The 17,664-nt window shown below is 51.6% G+C and carries 16 protein-coding genes; all 16 read right to left on the reverse strand.

Annotated features, from left to right (window positions below; all coding sequences use genetic code 11):
- Window positions 1-180: 180 nt before the first annotated feature.
- The 16 genes from hemY to lon all read right to left on the reverse strand — a co-directional run bounded on the left by hemY (window position 181) and on the right by lon (window position 17,658).
- Window positions 181-1,704, reverse strand: coding sequence for a protoporphyrinogen oxidase (gene hemY / locus EDM21_RS13350; protein ID WP_157336216.1), 1,524 nt, complete (start codon window positions 1,702-1,704; stop codon window positions 181-183).
- 89 nt (window positions 1,705-1,793) lie between these two features.
- Window positions 1,794-2,741 carry a ferrochelatase gene (gene hemH / locus EDM21_RS13355; RefSeq protein ID WP_157336217.1) on the reverse strand — a complete coding sequence of 316 codons (948 nt, stop codon included), beginning with the start codon at window positions 2,739-2,741 and terminating at the stop codon, window positions 1,794-1,796.
- Between the two features lie 3 nt (window positions 2,742-2,744).
- Complete coding sequence (gene hemE / locus EDM21_RS13360) at window positions 2,745-3,809, reverse strand: uroporphyrinogen decarboxylase (protein WP_166541996.1); 1,065 nt, start codon at window positions 3,807-3,809, stop codon at window positions 2,745-2,747.
- A gap of 232 nt (window positions 3,810-4,041) precedes the next feature.
- The gene (hemB, locus tag EDM21_RS13365) at window positions 4,042-5,037 is read right to left on the reverse strand and encodes a porphobilinogen synthase (protein ID WP_157336219.1); all 996 of its coding nucleotides are present in this window, start codon (window positions 5,035-5,037) and stop codon (window positions 4,042-4,044) included.
- Between the two features lie 138 nt (window positions 5,038-5,175).
- Window positions 5,176-6,750: a uroporphyrinogen-III C-methyltransferase gene (gene cobA, locus EDM21_RS13370; RefSeq protein ID WP_166541997.1), complete on the reverse strand. Its 1,575-nt coding sequence runs from the start codon at window positions 6,748-6,750 to the stop codon at window positions 5,176-5,178.
- 65 nt (window positions 6,751-6,815) lie between these two features.
- Window positions 6,816-7,766 (reverse strand): hydroxymethylbilane synthase, encoded by a 951-nt coding sequence (gene hemC / locus EDM21_RS13375; protein WP_157336220.1) that lies wholly within the window; start codon window positions 7,764-7,766, stop codon window positions 6,816-6,818.
- Window positions 7,767-7,870: 104 nt separating this feature from the next.
- Window positions 7,871-8,662, reverse strand: a complete 792-nt coding sequence (locus EDM21_RS13380; RefSeq protein ID WP_157336221.1) for a precorrin-2 dehydrogenase/sirohydrochlorin ferrochelatase family protein — start codon at window positions 8,660-8,662, stop codon at window positions 7,871-7,873.
- Window positions 8,659-9,501, reverse strand: coding sequence for a cytochrome c biogenesis protein (locus EDM21_RS13385; protein ID WP_157336222.1), 843 nt, complete (start codon window positions 9,499-9,501; stop codon window positions 8,659-8,661). The genes EDM21_RS13380 and EDM21_RS13385 overlap by 4 nt, the downstream gene beginning before the upstream one ends.
- Before the next feature lie 37 nt (window positions 9,502-9,538).
- Window positions 9,539-10,936 (reverse strand): glutamyl-tRNA reductase, encoded by a 1,398-nt coding sequence (hemA, locus tag EDM21_RS13390; protein ID WP_166541998.1) that lies wholly within the window; start codon window positions 10,934-10,936, stop codon window positions 9,539-9,541.
- 153 nt (window positions 10,937-11,089) lie between these two features.
- Window positions 11,090-11,623 carry a hypothetical protein gene (locus EDM21_RS13395; protein ID WP_166541999.1) on the reverse strand — a complete coding sequence of 178 codons (534 nt, stop codon included), beginning with the start codon at window positions 11,621-11,623 and terminating at the stop codon, window positions 11,090-11,092.
- A gap of 136 nt (window positions 11,624-11,759) precedes the next feature.
- Window positions 11,760-12,161, reverse strand: coding sequence for an adenosylmethionine decarboxylase (gene speD, locus EDM21_RS13400; protein ID WP_068774076.1), 402 nt, complete (start codon window positions 12,159-12,161; stop codon window positions 11,760-11,762).
- A 367-nt stretch (window positions 12,162-12,528) separates the two neighbouring features.
- Complete coding sequence (locus EDM21_RS13405) at window positions 12,529-13,116, reverse strand: non-ribosomal peptide synthetase module (RefSeq protein WP_157336224.1); 588 nt, start codon at window positions 13,114-13,116, stop codon at window positions 12,529-12,531.
- 299 nt (window positions 13,117-13,415) lie between these two features.
- Entirely contained in the window at window positions 13,416-14,096 is a 681-nt protein-coding gene (locus EDM21_RS13410) for an SdpI family protein (RefSeq protein ID WP_157336225.1), read from the reverse strand.
- Window positions 14,077-14,376 (reverse strand): autorepressor SdpR family transcription factor, encoded by a 300-nt coding sequence (locus EDM21_RS13415; RefSeq protein ID WP_157336226.1) that lies wholly within the window; start codon window positions 14,374-14,376, stop codon window positions 14,077-14,079. Before EDM21_RS13415 ends, EDM21_RS13410 begins: the two co-directional genes overlap by 20 nt.
- Window positions 14,377-14,595: 219 nt before the next feature.
- Window positions 14,596-15,261, reverse strand: a complete 666-nt coding sequence (gene yihA / locus EDM21_RS13420; protein ID WP_157336227.1) for a ribosome biogenesis GTP-binding protein YihA/YsxC — start codon at window positions 15,259-15,261, stop codon at window positions 14,596-14,598.
- A gap of 36 nt (window positions 15,262-15,297) precedes the next feature.
- Window positions 15,298-17,658, reverse strand: a complete 2,361-nt coding sequence (lon, locus tag EDM21_RS13425) for an endopeptidase La (RefSeq protein WP_157336228.1) — start codon at window positions 17,656-17,658, stop codon at window positions 15,298-15,300.
- Between the last annotated feature and the right edge of the window lie 6 nt (window positions 17,659-17,664).

The raw sequence follows: 17,664 nt of genomic DNA on the forward strand, positions 1-17,664 counted from the left end.
TGATCGCATTTTGATCGCATTTGACTGCATGTTGATTGGTTTTGATTGCATGTTGATTGCATTTGATCGCATTTTGATTGCATTTGATTGCGTGCTGATTGAATTTGATCGCATTTCCGATCGTATTTCCGGTCACCTTGTGTCTTCGATTCGATCGCGCTTTGAATTCCAGCCCCGCCCTTACGATCTCGCTTGCCGCCCAGGAGCTGCTGAAGCCGCCACGCCGTCTATGCCGCCTATGGCGTCCAGGCCGTCCAGGCCGTCCACGGCAGTCGAAGCCATCAGCCGGTCTGCCGCTTCATAGGCCGTGTCGCGCCCCTGCCTGATGCAGTCCGGCAGCCCGACTCCATTGAAACCCGCGCCGGTAACGTAGACGCCCGGCATCTGTTCCGCCAGCTCGCTGCGCAGCTCGCGGATGTTGTCGAGATGGCCGACCGGGTACTGCGGCATCGAGCGGTGAAGCCGGGTCACCTCATGGAACAGAGGCTCCGCCTCTATTCCCATCAGCTCGGCGACATCTTGGCGCACCTTCGCGACCAGCTCCTCGTCGCTCAGTTCTACCCAGTCCTCCGCTCCGGAGCGGCCTACATAGCAGCGGAGCAGCACATGGCCCTCAGGAGCCGTATGAAGCCACTTCGCCGAGGTCCATGTGCAGGCTGTAATGCTGCGTCCCTCTAACCGCGGGATCAGGAACCCTGAGCCATCGAACGATACATTGGCGTCCTCCTGCCGGTAAGCAAGCACCACATTCGCAACGGATACATAGTTGATCGCTTTCAGCTTCTCTACGCCAGGCAGTTCACCCAGGAGCTCTGCCGTATGATAAGTCGGCAGCGTTACAATGACACTGTCCGCTTCTTCCGTCTGTCCGTTACCCAGCACAACCCGGTAACGTCCCCCCTGCTTTCCCATCTCCCTTACTTTCACTCCGGTACGGATATTTACTCCGCTGTCCCGCAGAACTTCCTCCAGCCGCTGCACAAGCGTACTCAGCCCGTTCTTATAAGTAAGGAACGTCGACTTCCGTCCGGGTACCGGCAAGTTTCTTGCTTCCAGCTGGGTCTGTTTGCGGTTATTCATCATTCCGTAGATGAGACTGCGATGCTCCTGCTCCAATTCCCCGAACTGCGGGAAGGTGGATTGAAGGCTCAGCGCAAATGTATCTCCCGCATAAATGCCCGCCAGCAGCGGTTCCACAACCTGCTCCAGCACTTCCTTGCCGAGCCTGCGCTCCAGGAAGTGGCCCAGGGACTCATCCCCCGGCTCCTCCTTCTTGGGGAGGATGAGATCAAGCAGCGCGCGCGCCTTACCGGCCGGAGATACGAGAGCCGTTCTCATGAACGGGCCGAGCTCCGTCGGAATGCCAAGCACGAGACCGGGAGGCATCGGATGCAGCTTGCCGTCGCGAAGGATATACGTCTTCTTCGCTTCCGGATTGGTGCCGGTCAGCTCGTCCTCAAGCCCAAGCTCCTTGCTGAGTTCAATGATCGGAAGCTTGCGCGCCAGGAAAGAATCCGGCCCCTTCTCGATCACGAAGCCGTCCTTTCTCAGCGTATTGATTCTGCCGCCCAGACTTTCCGCACCCTCAACCAGTGTGATGTCAGCCTTAAAACCGCCGGCATCCAACCTTTTTTTCAGATAGTAAGCTGCCGTCATGCCGGTGATACCTCCGCCGATAACGATCACTTTCCGTGCCTGGCTCATGGTCAACGTCCCTTTCTGCCCGGACCTCCTGGGAAATCCGGATTATAAAAATGCAAAGGGGCGCCCGAATTCAGCGCTCCCCCTGGTGATCATTCATCCTGCGATTTTAACTCGCCGTATTTGTTCCAGACCGTATCGCTGAGCGTTTCCATGTACAGAGGATCCGTATTAAGCGATTCTGTCCGTTCCAGATGCAGGCCGAGCTCTTCCGCCAATTGGCGGCATTCAATGTCGATATCGTAAAGCACTTCCAGATGATCCGAGACGAACCCGATCGGACAGATCAGGACACGCTCTACGCCCTCTTCACTTACGGAACGCAGTACATCCAGAATGTCCGGTCCGAGCCAGGGCGCAGCCGTCCGTCCGGCACTCTGCCAGGCAAACTGCCAGTTCGTTACGCCCGTCTTCTCCGCAACAGCTCTGGAAGTCTCCAGAAGCTGCTCCGGGTATGGATCGCCGAGTTCGAGAATTTTCTCCGGCAGACTGTGGGCCGAGAAAAGAATACGTACGCTGGAGCGGTCCGCATCGGCGAATTTCTCTAGTGCGCGCTCTACCCGTTCCGACAGAGCTTGAAGAAGTTTCGGATGCAGATGATAGCTGTCAACGCACGCCATCTTTATGCCATGCTCCGCTGCCTTTTCTTGCGCGCGTTTGTTGTAGCTGGCAATGCTCATGGTGGAATAGTGAGGCGCCAGAACGATTCCAACCGCTTCTTTTATCCCGCTCTCGGCCATTGAATACACACCGTCTTCAATGAAAGGTTGTGCATGCTTCAGACCTTGAAAACAAACGAACTCCACATCCGGATGTTCCTTCTGCAGCGTCTTCTGCAGACCGGAAACTTGATTATCGGTATGCTCGCGAAGAGGGAATACTCCCCCTACGATCGCTTCATAACGGCTCGCAAGCTCCCCGAGCTGCTCCGGACTCGGCTTGTTTCCGCGCCGGATGTGCGTATAATAAGCCTCCACATCATCCATGCTCTGGGGCGTACCGTAGGACATGACGAGAACGCCTACTTTTTGCTTTTCCATGTCTTAGACCCCCCTGCCCGCGTTCCGCTTTGCGATCGCTTTGGCGGAATACGAATGTATGAAATCAGTCAATTCTTTGAGTTTATCCAAAGACGCTTCCGGGAACAATCCGTGTCCGAGATTGAAAATATAACCCGGCTCTTGAATGCCGTCATCAATGATCCGCTTCGCATGCTCTTGAATGACATCCATCGGAGCCGTCAGCACAAATGGATCAAGGTTCCCTTGGACGGCGTAACGGCTGCCTAATCTGCGGCGGCCTTCCGAGATCGAAACGCGCCAGTCGAGGCCGATCACATCCGCCTGAAGGTCTGTAAGAAGCGGCAGCAGCTCGCCCGAGCTGACGCCCGGGAAGTAAATCTTGGACTGCGGCAAATCTTCTAGTCCGCGGAAAATCTTCTGGATAGTAGGAAGCACGAATACCCGGAAATCTTCCGGAGCCAGCGCCCCCACCCAGGAATCAAACAACTGGACGGCTTTTGCCCCCGCCGCAATGTGCGCCCGCAGATAAGTGATAACCATATCCCCGAGTTTATCCATCAGTGCGAACCAGATTTGCGGACTGCCGTACATCATTTCTTTGGTGCGTATGTAGTTCTTTGAAGGGCGTCCTTCGATTAAATAACTGGCAATCGTAAACGGAGCTCCTGCAAACGTAATAAGCGGTACCGTCAGCTCCCGGTCCAGAATGCGGATCGTTTCAATAACGTGGGACAAATCGGCTTCCACATCAATCGGCTTCAGACGGGCTACATCCTCGCCCGAACGAATCGGATTCTCAATGACGGGGCCAACATCTTTTACAATGTCGAAATTAATTCCCAGAGAAGCTACCGGATTCATTATATCCGAATATAAAATAGCTGCATCTACGCCAAGCTTCTTAATCGGCATCAGCGTAACCTCAGCTGCTAATTCAGGCTGCTTACAAATCTCAAGCAAAGAATACTTTTCTTTAATTTTGCGGTAATCCGGGTCGTAGCGTCCAGCTTGGCGCATATACCACACAGGCAGTTGATCCACTTCTTCCTTGCGGCTTGCTCTAATAAAACGATCGTTGTTTATCACGAGACACCTTCTCCTGATCCTGTCATGATTTGTTACCATTATGCCCTAATTATAACTCCCTCACAACCGCGCCCTGCCGGTCTTTTCCGACAAAAGTTTGACAAAGCGCCTAAATAAATGTGTTCTTATTTGTTCTTAACCCCGAGTGACGTTATACGATTATAAAAAACTCCCCGCACCACCTTGTCAGGATCATGCGGAGAGATACCATGCATACGCAAGAGGCCAGTTCTTAAGATTCTTTTAACCAGCGCGCCGCGTCTTTGGCATGGTATGTCAGAATGATATCGGCTCCGGCACGTTTGAAACCAAGCAGCGTCTCGAGCACGATTTCCTTCTCGTTAATCCATCCGTTCTGCGCGGCAGCTTTAACCATCGAATACTCGGCGCTTACATTGTAAGCCACAAGCGGGAGGTCAAAGTTCTGCTTCAGCATTTGAAGAACGTCCAGATAGGCGAGTGCTGGCTTCACCATAAGGAAGTCCGCGCCTTCGAGCACATCGCTTTCCGCTTCACGGAGTGCTTCGCGGGAGTTGGCCGGGTCCATCTGATACGTCTTGCGGTCACCGAATTGAGGAGTGGAGTGTGCCGCATCACGGAAAGGACCGTAGTACGCGGAGGAGTATTTCACCGAGTATGCCATCACAGGCACATGCTCCAGCCCCTCGGCATCAAGGCCGGTGCGAATCGCATGAACATAACCGTCCATCATATTCGAAGGGGCGATGATATCTGCCCCGGCTTTGGCCTGGGAAACTGCGGTGCGGACCAGAAGCTCCAGCGACTCGTCATTAGCGATATCGGCACAGCCGGTTTCCGGATTGTGATGAACCACTCCGCAGTGCCCCGTATCCGTAAACTGGCAGAGGCAGGTATCGGCGATCACCAGCAGATTCGGATTCCATTTTTTGATGAGACGGGTTGCCTGCTGGACGATCCCATCCTCAGCGAAAGCAGAGGAGCCTACGGCATCCTTCGTTTCAGGAACACCAAACAGCAGAATTCCTTGAATACCCAGTTCCGATATTTCATGAATTTCTTCTTCCAGGCGGTCTAGAGAAAAATGGTAAACGCCCGGCATGGACGGAATTTCACTCTTCACATTCGTTCCCGCTTCTACAAAAATCGGCTGGATAAGATCATGCACAGACAGCGCATTCTCACGCACTAAATTACGCATCGCCGCGGAACCGCGCAAACGGCGGTGTCTTACAACTGGAAAACTCATTGAAACTGCCTCCTTAGTTAAACATATGAATAGAAAGCCGCATTTGGAGAACTTTCACCCGCAACTTCCTATCCTATCGAATATTTAAAGATCCTGTCTATTTAATCGCTGTCCGGCTGTGTATAAGCCTGCAGTATCTCAGGAACCGGGAGTCTCAAGGCCCGCATAGTTTAAAGTCCTGCGTCCCGAAGCAATTGTTTCTACTAGAGAAGTAACCGTCGCTTCCGGCGGCATGTAAGCGGCAGCGATCTCATAGCGGGCCAGCGTATCTGCCGTCTTGGGACCGATACACGCGGTTTCTGTACCCTGCAGCAAAGCGCACGGGTCTTCCGCTCCAAGCCGGCTCAGCGCTTCCATCAGGTTCGTCACTGTTGACGAGCTTGTGAAGGTCGTAATGTGAATCTTCCCTTCCTGAAGAAGATTCAACACCTCTTCGCCGCCTTCCGTAGACAGCACGTTCTCGTAGACGTCTATTTCCGTCACCTCGAGTCCCAGGCTGCGCAGGCCTTCCGGCAATGCTTTGCGGGCGAGGTCTCCGGTTGCGAGCAGAGCTCGCTGCCCCGGACGAACAACTTGTCCAAGCTCTTTCAGCAGCTCATCTCCATCGAATTGTCCGGGAACCGGCGTCTGGGTATAGATCCCGTGAGCCTCCAGCGCTTCAGCGGTTTTGGGCCCGACAGCGGCAATGCTTGCCCCCGCCAATACCCGGAAATCTTGACGCAGTTCCCTCATACGACGGAAGAAGAACTCTACGCCGTTCACGCTTGTGAATACGACCCAATCAAATTCCTCAAGCCTGCCGATGGCTACATCCAGCAGGCGCCGGGCTTCGGCGCTGCTCGGCGGCTGAATCTGGATAACCGGAAATTCCAGCGGCTCCCCGCCAAGCTCTTCGATCAGCTCGACCAGCTCGCTCGCCTGGCTGCGGGCCCTCGTAACGAGAACCCGTTTGCCGAAGAGAGGCTTCTTCTCAATCCAGGCCAGCTTCTCGCGCAGCTTGACAACTTCGCCGATAATAATGACGGCCGGGGACTGGAAGCCGGCTTCCTTGGCTTTGCGGCTAATATCAGCCAGCGTTCCTACAAGCGTCTGCTGCTCCGTCCAGGTTCCCCAGCGGATTAAAGCTACCGGGAGATCGGCCGGTTTTCCATATTGAATCAGCTGCTCGCTGATTTGCTCGAGATTGGCTACGCCCATCAGGAAGACAAGCGTGCCGATCCCTTTCGCCAAATGCTCCCAATCGAGCTTCGTGTACGTTTTATTCGGATATTCATGCCCGGTAATAATGGCAACGGAAGAAGTGAAGTCCCGGTGAGTCACCGGTATTCCTGCATAGGCAGGCACAGCTATGGCAGACGTAATGCCGGGAACAATTTCAAAAGGGACGTTATGATCGGCGAGAAGCTCCGCTTCTTCCCCGACCCGGCCGAATACGCTCGGGTCTCCGCCTTTCAAACGTGTCACAATCTTACCCTGAAGGCCCAAATCGACCAGGAGCTGATTGATATTCTCCTGCTTCATCATGTGCTTGTCCGGTGTCTTGCCCACAAATATCAGTTCCGATTCCGGCTTGCGGTGCTTAAGCAGCCTGGGACTGGCCAGCCTGTCGTAGACAATGACATCGGCACGCCGAATCGCTTCCATGCCGCGTACGGTGATCAACTTAGGATCACCCGGACCTGCGCCAACCAAATAAACTTTCCCTCTCCCCACTCGCTCCACTCCTTCTCAAAACCCCATTCGTAATCTATCGATCCATCCGGACAGCGAGAGGCTGGTCAATCGCCTTGTTTCTCATAAGCCTCCGCCAGTATGCGGTCTGCGCCGCGCGCGATCAGCTTGTCCGCCGCTTCCCGGCCGAGCGCTTCCGGATCGCCGCCGCGCAGCGTCTCCTTCAGCAGCTCAGCTCCATCCGGCGATCCGACAATCGCCGTAATCGTCAGCTGAGCGCCGCCGGTTCCGTGCTCGACCGTCGCGTATGCGCCGAGCGGAACTTGGCAGCCTCCCTCGAGTCTGCCGAGGAAACTGCGCTCGGCCCGGACGGCCAGCGCCGTATCTTCATGCTGAAACTTCCCGAGAAGGTTCAGCACGAATTCATCGTCCGCCCGGCTCTCAATGCAGAGCGCCCCCTGCCCGACGGCAGGTACGCACAACTCAGCCGGCACGTAGGCGTTGATGCGATCCTGCCAGCCGATCCGGTGAAGGCCCGCCGCGGCCAGGACGATCGCATCGAACCCTTCCGTTTCGAGCTTGCGCATTCTCGAATCGATATTGCCGCGGACCGATTGGATGCGCAGGTCCGGACGGCTGTGCTGCAGCTGGCAAGCGCGCCGCAGCGAGCTCGTACCGACGAGCGCTCCCTGAGGAAGCTCGTCCAGAGAAGTCTCCCCCTTCGTGATCAAGACGTCACGAGGATCTTGGCGCTGAGGAATAGCGCCAATCACAAGCCCTTCCGGCAACTCGAAGGGCATGTCCTTCATGCTGTGTACGGCGATGTCGATCTCGCCGTCCTGCATAGCCTGTTCGATCTCTTTCACGAACAGCCCCTTGCCGCCTACCTTCGACAGCATCACATCCAGAATGCGGTCTCCTTTTGTCACAATTTTGCGGATTTCAAAGTCACATTCTATTCCATGCTGCCGGCTAAGCTCTCTGAGCTCATCCACAACTTGATTGGTTTGGGTAAGTGCCAGAGCGCTCTGTCTGGTCCCGACTACGATCGTACGCATAAGTTATATCCTCCCGTTTCTGCTAAAAGCCTTCGCTTGTAAGGAAAGTGCTTAAGGCCACAGTGCTAGGCCTAATCTTAATGCCGTTTGCTATGCATCCTTTATTATCCATCATTTCCGCTCGGATTACTATCCTTACCGAAGGACGAACCGATCGAAACGTATGCGGCTGTGAACTCTTCCGGAGAGGAAGTCTCCTGAAGCATATGCATTATTTCTTTGCGCCAACTCTCGAAATCGCCTGCTTGGATGCGTTCTGGCACATTCCATGCGGGAACCCTTCGCAGCAGCTCCTGTCGCTTCTTTGTATCCGGAATACGTTCGCGCATGGTCTCTCTGAGCTCGCTCAGAAAATCCATATAGGGAACATACTCCGGCCCGTATGCACTCTCTAACTCGCGGCGTATCTCCGCTGCCAATGCCGGACTCGCACCGGAAGTAGACACGGTCAGCGTCAGCTTGCCGCGGTGAACAACCGCGGGTACGGTCATATTGCCGGTATCGGGCTGATCGGCTACGTTCACGAACTTGCCCAGCTTATCCGCTTCGCGCCGGAGCAAATCGTTCACCTCGCGGTTATTTGTAGCCGCGAATAGGATTACATATGGAGAGAGGTCCGGAAAAACAGTTCCGCCTTTGTTAACCGGATCTTTTTCCGAACCTTCTAATTCGTAATTTTTTATTATTTCTGGAGTTCCGTAATGAAACGACAGCCAGCTCAGTCCGCCGGTTTCGGCCCAGGACCGGATCGCAGGCGTTACGGAAGGGGAGATTACCGTTACATCCGCCCCCGCTTCCAGCAGCGCTGCGATTTTTCTTTCCGCCACCGTCCCCCCGCCAACGACTAGACAGGGCCTGCCGGTCAATTTCAGCATTGCCGCATATTCACGGTTCATTGCCCCACCCCCGTCATCTCCCAGTTATGAAATCCTGAGAATACATTCGACAAAATAAAGTTCAGCAGCACAATGACAAAGGCGGCTAAATTCCACTTGGCCAGCTTCGGTCCCGATATGCTTAGTGAATGATGCTGGAAAAGATAGAACCCGTATGCGCATAAGACGAGAAGCGAGTTAATCACTTTGGTGTCCCACAGCAGAAATACATTATTCTCAATCAATACCCAAGCGACACCGAGCGACAACGCCAGCATAAGAAGCGGTGTACCGATAACTACACTAACATATGTATACCGCTCTATTTTCTCCAGCGAAGGCATCTTCTTCATGCTCGCCGTCCAGCTTTTCTGCTTCAGTTTGCGGTGAAGAAACAAGTACATCCCGGATAAAACGAATGAGACCGTATAAGCAGCATAACTGCCGACTGCCAGCGATACATGAATAAAAAGCAGCTCATCATTGATGTTCCATTGATCAATTAACGGTGATACATGTGAATCGCTGAAGAAGTTCAATGCGAGTACGGCAAGCCCGAACAAATTTACGAAGAACACCACAAGCTCAATCCGGTAAAAGCGGCTGATGACCAATGAGGCGGTGATCAGCACCCATGAGAATAAGAATAAGGTCTCAAACATAGAGAACACCCACCGGCCCAGATGCTCATACAAACTATAGCCGAGATAAGCCGTCTGCAGGACCCACACAAAATAAAGCAGCCCCGTTCCTATCTGTTTCGCACTCCGATTCGCGCGCGCAACATCAGAGAAGTAGAACAGCAGGCTCAGGGCATATAAATAAATAATCGCATCGTACCAGATGCTGCGAGTAACCATCGGTTGTCTCCTTCCTCTGTCTCGGAGAACCGTAAGATCAGGAGTGGGCGAGCGCCGGCTGAAGACTGAATCCGCTGCCGGCAAGTTCTTCCTTGGCATGCGCCTGCGCCGCTTCTGCCGCATCGGCGCGCGCATCTGCCAATGCTTCCGCTCTTTCCTGCTCCGCCATAAGTTCCTCTAACGCAAAAATCTTAGTAAACATTTCAAGCGCTTCTTCGCCTTTCTTCTCTCCGGCCATCTCTTTAATGGATAGAATCGGGTCGCGAAGCATTTGATTGACAATGCTCTTCGTTAACTTGCGAATCACTTTCATTTCCCGCTCTTCAAGATCGGGAAGCTTCTTGAACAGACTTTCCATTGTTTCCTGGTGAACCAGGTTTGCTTTGGCCTGAAGGGCATGAATTACCGGAGAAACACCCAGTGTCTTGGTCCATTGATCGAATGCGGCTATTTCATCGCGGATCATCGCCTCGATCTTGACCGCTTCTTTCTGACGTTCCTTCAAATGGCTGTCCACAATAGCCTCCAGATTATCGATATCATACAGGAAGACATCTGCCAGATCATTAATTTCAGGGTCCAAATCACGCGGCACTGCAATATCCATCATGAAAAGCGGCCGGGACTTACGCTTCGGAAGTACGGACTGCAGCTGTTTCTTCGTCAGTACATAATCACTCGATCCCGTGGAGGATATGACAATATCCGCTTCTGTAAGGCGTTCTTCCAGCTGTTCCATCGGATAAGCTCTTCCGTCGAATTTCCCTGCAAGCTCCAGGGCCCGCTCATACGTGCGGTTCAGTACGTCAACACGCTGCGCCCCGCTTGAATACAAATGCTTAACGGTCAGTTCGCTCATCTTGCCGGCTCCGACAATGAGGATCTTCTTGCCTTCATAGCTGCCAAAAATCCGTTTGCCGAGTTCTACAGCGGCGTAACTGACCGACACGGGATTGTCGCTGATGGAAGTTTCGAAATGAGCCCGTTTGGCCATCGTAATAGCCTGTCTGAATAAAGTATTGAAATACGTGCCCGTGGCGCCAAGCTGCTGGGCGGTATAATAAGCATTCTTCACTTGCCCCAGAATCTGGGTTTCGCCGATAATCATCGAATCCAGACCGCTGGCTACCCGCATCAGATGCTCAATCGCCCGGTCGTGTTCATATATATATAGATGGCTGTTGAATTCCGTACGCGGAATCTCAAACCAATCTTCCATAAACTTACGGATGTAGTGCCCGCAAATGTGTACGCGATCGACCACGGCGTAGATTTCTGTACGGTTGCAAGTGGCCACGACAACACATTCCAATATGCTTTTTGTCTCTTTCAGTTCCAAAAGCGCTTCGGACAGTTCTTGTTCGGTGAACGTGAACTTCTCTCGAATCGCTACGGGAGCTGTACGGTAATTAAGTCCGACGACGACAATATGCACAGGGCACACCTACCTTTCTTTGCAATTAACAATAATAATTATAACATAGCGTACCTTCGTTACCGACAAATATTTTGACTAATTTTTGAATGCTTCGGCTTCCAAGAAGGTCGCTATGCCTAGTGTGGTCTATGATTCCTCTAGATATACCGTTTATTGGAGAAGCTTTTTCTCCAGAAGCGAATTCAGCTTTTCATCAATTTCCGACACGGTTTTACTCTGGGAAGAAACGATACTGCCGCTTGAGGCCATCAGTTTACCGTAGGCTTCGTGCAGCCCGGCGAATAGCTTCGCCGCTTCCTGCAGCACATTCTTTTCCTCGGCTTTAAGCGCACGCTCCCCGCCGATCTGCAGGCGAAGAATATACTGCATAAACAGAGGAAGGCTGTGCAGCGGATTTACGTTATCTTTACCCAGCGCCAGAACTAATCTCTCATGCGTATAACTTGCCGAGTACAATGTTTGTTTGAGTGAATCAAGCTGCCTTGTATCCATAGGCTGGGCGGAATCCTGCAGGAAACGATTCAGCAGTTCGATCTGAAACAAAGATACCTGATACAGCAGACGCTCGGCGTCCGGGTTATCCTCGTGCCTGGTTGCGTACCCGTATAGACTAGTCAGCGGCCAGGCCAGTAGTCCGGCAAGCAGTAAGCCCACGATCAATTTCTTTTTCAATTGGCTTCGCACAATCGGCTCTCCCCTTCCAGGTCCGGTAGTTAAGACCCGTACCATTGTATGAGAGCCCCGACAAACAAATAACCACGGAATAGAACACTCCGTGGTTATCTAGCTTTTATATAAACATTTTCTTTATTTACCCGACTTATTTAACCAGTACAGCTTGCTTGATTTCCGGTGTTTCAACTTCAAACTCGCCCATTCCGCGAACCAGCTTCTTAGCAAAGACCTTCTCCGGCTTAAGCAGTGAGATCATGTGGTCGATAGCTAATTGAGGATCTACCGTTTCACCGCATGTGTAGCAATCCAGTGCAGCAAAACCTCTCTCGGGATACGTATGAATGGAAAGATGACTCTCAGACAGTAATACCAATACTGTGGCACCTTGTGGTTCAAATTGTTTGGACTGAACAGACATGACTGTTGCTCCGCATGCTTCCGCTGCATCTACCATTTGGGCTTGCAACCACTCTGCATTGTTCAAAAGTTCAAAATCTACTCCCCAAGTATCTACAGCAACGTGTCTTCCGAAAGTTGAATATTCCATCTCTCGGTTCCCCCTTCCTAGGAATAAAATTGTTCTTGCATTTCATCCGCTAGGACCTACGTCATTCACTTCCCGAGGGAATAATCTCTCGCAACATTCAATGTCCTGAGTGAATCCTGGTTCCTATATTGTTTTCAACGAGATTAAAAATAACATCTATTGACCAGAAAAGCAATAGTTTTTTTCGAATAAGCTGAAATAGTTTTGGCAAGCTCCTGATCTTAGCGATCTGTATACAATATGTTCCAGACGAAGCCAGTGTACCAAAATATTTCTTATGATTCAAGTCCGGTTGTATGGCAAAATAAAAAGAGCCGGTTACCCGGGCTCTTCTATGGTATATGGGTGCACTTATTGGGTTAGTCAATCAAGCTTCCAGAATGAATAATCGGCGGGTTAACTGAGTCAGGCGGCTGTCAATATCCAGCTTCATCGTCAGGCAGCTAACTTCATTCCTCATATCCAGCAGATGGTTGATTTGATCGTGTATCATGCTGATTTCACGTTCTATCTCTGTTCTGCGGAACAATTTCTCAAGCTGGCCGAGTGTATCTTGGTATTCGAAGACCACATTGGTATGCGAACCCTTAACCTCAACAATCTTGACCACTCTGCCGAGTTCATACGTATAAATCATGACAAACGTAGCATAGATCCGCTTCACAACCGCTGATCCTTTGAATTCGGCAATCGCTTTGCGCAGTACATTCGTCAAACGCAGACTTGTCACACGGCAGGTACCTGAGCTTATATACTGTTTACCGACCCGCTCAAACGAAAGGACAATTTCTTCCCCCGCTTCTTCCTGAAAAACAAATTCCTGGTTTCCGTTTTCAATAACTTTGACCTGGGATGTTACTTGATGATCGGCGAACATTTGGACAAATTTGGACATTTCGGCTTCCGTTAAATGCAGGCGGGTTTTGACATATTCAGTCGCTAACCTCTGTGCCATGGAAATCCCTCAATTCTATTTTTTACAACACCTTATAATCTTACCTACTACATAGTATACTACATCCGAGCTTAATATTCCTGCGTGCTTAGGATGAAAATCCGGCGAAAACGAGAAAAAACGATCGCTTGGCTGTAAAAAACAAGGATCATCCCGTAAAAGTCTTCGTTTGGCTTACAAACTCATCACTTTCCACGTAAAGATGTTAAACTTTAGCTGTCTTCTCTTTTTTACCCCTTCACCTTTTAGATAAAACAGAAAAAAGCGTGTGAACCACGCTTTTTCTTATTGACCGGCGGTTACATATCCGATTGGGATAATTTGCGGTAGGACAGGTAAGAATAAATAGTAGGGATAAGAATGCTCAACACAACGGCCGTGAATGCAAACCATGGCGGAATGATAGCTGGGATCAGCGAAACACCGATAAAGATTATACCTGCAATCATCCATATCGGTCCCGCCATTCTATGCGTACGGCGCCATACCTCTTCATTCGCTAAAGTCCAGGGTGTACGTATTCCAAACGTATAGTTGGGACGTGCTCGACCCATATAGTTCCCTACAATCATCCAAAGAATTCCTACGAAGAGCGGTACCCACATCTCGATCGAGATATCATACCCCAGGTTATACAAAAGAGTGAGGAAGAATGCTCCGCTTAGAAGAAGAGTCATCATCAACCGGAACAGATCATAAAAACCTTGGAACTTCTCGTAATTTTTGCGTCCGGGATCGAGGGAAGGCAGCAGCCATTTCATCATGAGGGGAAGAGCCAGATTCAGCAGTGAAATCAAAAAGATAAAGGACAGCTTCGATTGATAGCCGTTCGGCTGGCCGCCTGTACCGAAGTGAATGGCCATTTGATCCGGAAGCCTTTCGTACACCCATAAGGCAAGCAGAGTCGGAGACGCCGCAATAATAAGCAGAAGCGTGTCCTTCCAGGACCAGGTTGTTAATTTACGAGCCGGGTTTGTCATCCTCTTTTCCTCCTTCGTCTTTTCGGGTAAATTCCATCAGCCACCCGAGCGTATCCTGTATGACGGTCGTATTAAGCGAGTATATGATACTTTGTCCTTTGCGCTCATCCAGCACGAGCTTAGCCTGCTTCATCACATTCAGATGATGAGATATGCTGGGTTTGGACATTTGAAAATGATCGGCGATCTCTCCGGCCGATAAATCCCCCGCTTTCAGCAGCTTCAAAATCTGCCGGCGTGTCGGATCGGATAAGGCTTTGAACGTATCATTCACCGTCATCACCTCCTGTTAACTCATAATTGTCGATTAATTAGACATTTAGATAACTATCTAATTAAAGAATACCGTTCCCGGCTTTATACGTCAAGAGATGGTTGCCTATTTGTTTCTTCTATTTTCTATTACGGACTTAGCTCAACTGAGCGTTGTGTTCCCGAAATATAAAAAAAACCGTCTCTACCGTTAGAGACGGGTAAACTTTCAATCTGGACGGCCTCTTCAATCTGTCGCCGGCGATTCACTCACTTTTTCATTCGCTTCGGATTCATCCGGGCTCTCCAGCGCCTGCCCCGGCTGCTGCCAGCCGATCGCGGATTCGAGCAATTCCCACAGTTCGTCCTTGCCGAGACCCATTTCCGAAGAAAAAATAACAAACGGCTCCGAGCGGTCAAACCCCAGCTCGTCTTTAATGATTTTGGCGTGTTTTTGCCATTTGCCCTTCGGGATCTTGTCCGCTTTAGTAGCGACCACTATGACAGGCACATTCATATGCTTCAGCCAAGTGTACATAGCCTGGTCATCTTTGGAAGGCGGATGGCGGAGATCAACCAACTGCATGACCACTTTAAGTGTCTCACGCTTCAGCAGATAACTCTCGATAAATTTGCCCCATTCGGCACGCTTGGTTTTGGAAACCTTGGCATACCCATAGCCGGGAAGATCGACGAAATATAAGTCGTTATTAATGCGGTAATAGTTCAGCTGCTGCGTCTTGCCGGGCTGTGAACTGGTACGGGCAAGATTTTTGCGGGAGATCATGCGGTTAATCAGGGAAGACTTCCCGACATTGGAACGCCCTGCCAGAGCGATTTCTGGCAAGGCATCCTGCGGGTATTGTCCGGGTCCCACCGCACTGATAATAAATTCAGCCTGGTTGACCTTCATGTTTCACACTCTTTTCGTAGTTTAAGGCCTGGCGCGTTAAGCTTCATCCTTGGTTGAACCGGCCTGCAAGTCTACCGGCTTGACAAGCGCATGTTCAAGCACCTGGTCCATATGACTGACGGGGATAAACGTCAGGTCATTGCGCACACTTTCGGGAATATCCCGGATGTCTTTCTCGTTGTCCATCGGCAGAAGTATCTTGCGGATGCCTGCACGGTGAGCCGCAAGCGCCTTTTCCTTCAGTCCTCCGATAGGAAGCACACGCCCGCGCAGCGTGATCTCGCCGGTCATCGCCACTTGGCTGGAGACCGGGATATTCGTCAGCGCGGAGATCAAAGCGGTGGCCATCGTAATTCCTGCCGATGGACCGTCTTTGGGGATCGCACCTTCCGGGATATGAATATGAATATCGTTCTTCTCATGGAAATCCGGTGCGATTTCGAGCTGGCTCGCTCTGGAGCGTGTATAGCTGAAAGCCGCCTGAGCGGATTCTTTCATCACATCGCCGAGCTTACCCGTCAGCGTCAGCTTGCCGCTTCCCGGCATGACGGTGACCTCAATGACGAGCGTATCGCCGCCGACTTCGGTCCAGGCCAGCCCCGTCACGGCGCCGATCTGATCCTTCTCCTCCGCCATATTATAACGGAATTTCGGCGGACCGAGGTCTTCTTTGACGGAAGCGACGGTAACCTCCACTTTTTGCTCCGGATTAGAAACGATTTTCTTGGCGGCTTTACGGCAAATGGCAGCGAGCTGCTGCTCCAGATTACGGACGCCCGCTTCACGCGTATACTCACGGATCACCTGCAGGAGCGCATCGCGGTCCATTACCATCTGCCCGTCCTCGAGCCCGTGATCGCGCTTCTGTTTGGGCAGCAGGTAAGTATCCGCGATCTCCAGCTTCTCGATCTCCGTGTACCCCGGAAGATAGAGAACTTCCATACGGTCAAGCAGCGGGCGCGGGATGTTGTGAATGGCATTGGCCGTCGTAATGAACATTACATTAGAGAGGTCAAACGGCACTTCGATAAAGTGATCGCTGAACGTGTTGTTCTGTTCCGGATCCAATACCTCCAGAAGGGCCGAAGCCGGATCGCCGCGGAAGTCCATCGCCATCTTGTCGATCTCATCAAGCAGGAACACCGGGTTGACGCTTCCCGCCTGCTTCATCGCCTGGATGATACGGCCCGGCATAGCGCCTACGTACGTGCGGCGGTGACCGCGTATTTCGGCTTCATCGCGGACGCCGCCCAGGGAGATGCGCACAAACTCGCGGTTCATCGATTTGGCAATCGACCGTGCGATTGATGTTTTCCCCACTCCCGGCGGCCCTGCGAGGCAAAGAATAGGCCCCTTGAGCTTCTTGACGAGCTTCTGAACGGCGAGATATTCCAGCACGCGTTCCTTGGGCTTCTCAAGACCATAGTGATCCGCGTTTAGGATTTCTTCCGCTTTATGAATATCCAGATCATCATCCGTCTTCTTCGTCCACGGAAGAGCCAGCAGCCAGTCAATATAATTGCGGATTACGCTTCCTTCCGCAGAAGTGGACGGCATTTTCTCCAGACGGTCAATTTCCTTCTCGATCTTCTCCTGAACATTCTCAGGCACCTCGGATTCGGCCAATTGGCTGCGCAGTTCTTCGATCTCGCCCGCACGGCCCTCCTTATCCCCAAGTTCCTTCTGAATCGCCTTCATCTGCTCGCGCAGATAATATTCTTTTTGTGTCTTCTCCATCTGCTTCTTGACCCGTTGGGAAATCTTGCGTTCGAGCTCCAGAACTTCCCGCTCGTTATTCAAGATATTCAGCAGTTTTTCCAGGCGGCTTCTGACTTCCACCGTTTCGAGAATTTCCTGCTTGTCTTTGATTTTAAGAGAAAGATGACTGCAGATCACATCAGCAAGACGGCCCGGCTCATTGATATCGGAAACAGCGGCCAGCGTCTCAGGCGTAACTTTCTTGGACAGCGTAATATAATGTTCGAATTGATTCAGCACGGTGCGCATCAGCGCATCAATCTCCGCATCGTTTACTTCTTCCTCCGGCAGTTCCCTCGCATTCACTTCATAGAACTCGTCGTTGGCGATATATTCGGCAATCTCCGCCCGGACAACTCCTTCTACAAGCACACGAATAGTTCCGTTCGGAAGCTTCAGCATTTGACGGACCTTCGAAATCGTACCCACCCGGTAAATATCTTCCTTGGCAGGCTCTTCTATATTCACTTCGGCTTGGGAACAGAGCAATATCATGCTGTCATCGATCATTGCTTTTTCCAAGGCTTTGACCGACTTTTCCCGGCCTACATCCAAATGCAATACCATGCTCGGATAGACGAGCAGGCCTCTTAGAGGCAACAACGGCAGGCGGCGTGTCCGCGTTTTATTAGGCCCCATGTTCCG

Source organism: Paenibacillus lutrae (genome assembly GCF_009757775.1).
Taxonomy (GTDB): Bacteria; Bacillota; Bacilli; order Paenibacillales; family NBRC-103111; genus Paenibacillus_F; species Paenibacillus_F lutrae.

Excerpts from the sequence above, each read along its gene's own strand:
- hemY (WP_157336216.1), bottom strand. The coding sequence starts at position 1,704 with ATGAGCCAGGCACGGAAAGTGATCGTTATCGGCGGAGGTATCACCGGC.
- hemH (WP_157336217.1), bottom strand. The coding sequence starts at position 2,741 with ATGGAAAAGCAAAAAGTAGGCGTTCTCGTCATGTCCTACGGTACGCCC.
- hemB (WP_157336219.1), bottom strand. The coding sequence starts at position 5,037 with ATGAGTTTTCCAGTTGTAAGACACCGCCGTTTGCGCGGTTCCGCGGCG.
- hemC (WP_157336220.1), bottom strand. The coding sequence starts at position 7,766 with ATGCGTACGATCGTAGTCGGGACCAGACAGAGCGCTCTGGCACTTACC.
- EDM21_RS13380 (WP_157336221.1), bottom strand. The coding sequence starts at position 8,662 with ATGAACCGTGAATATGCGGCAATGCTGAAATTGACCGGCAGGCCCTGT.
- EDM21_RS13385 (WP_157336222.1), bottom strand. The coding sequence starts at position 9,501 with ATGGTTACTCGCAGCATCTGGTACGATGCGATTATTTATTTATATGCC.
- speD (WP_068774076.1), bottom strand. The coding sequence starts at position 12,161 with ATGGAATATTCAACTTTCGGAAGACACGTTGCTGTAGATACTTGGGGA.
- EDM21_RS13405 (WP_157336224.1), bottom strand. The coding sequence starts at position 13,116 with ATGGCACAGAGGTTAGCGACTGAATATGTCAAAACCCGCCTGCATTTA.
- EDM21_RS13410 (WP_157336225.1), bottom strand. The coding sequence starts at position 14,096 with ATGACAAACCCGGCTCGTAAATTAACAACCTGGTCCTGGAAGGACACG.
- EDM21_RS13415 (WP_157336226.1), bottom strand. The coding sequence starts at position 14,376 with ATGACGGTGAATGATACGTTCAAAGCCTTATCCGATCCGACACGCCGG.
- yihA (WP_157336227.1), bottom strand. The coding sequence starts at position 15,261 with ATGAAGGTCAACCAGGCTGAATTTATTATCAGTGCGGTGGGACCCGGA.
- lon (WP_157336228.1), bottom strand. The coding sequence starts at position 17,658 with ATGGGGCCTAATAAAACGCGGACACGCCGCCTGCCGTTGTTGCCTCTA.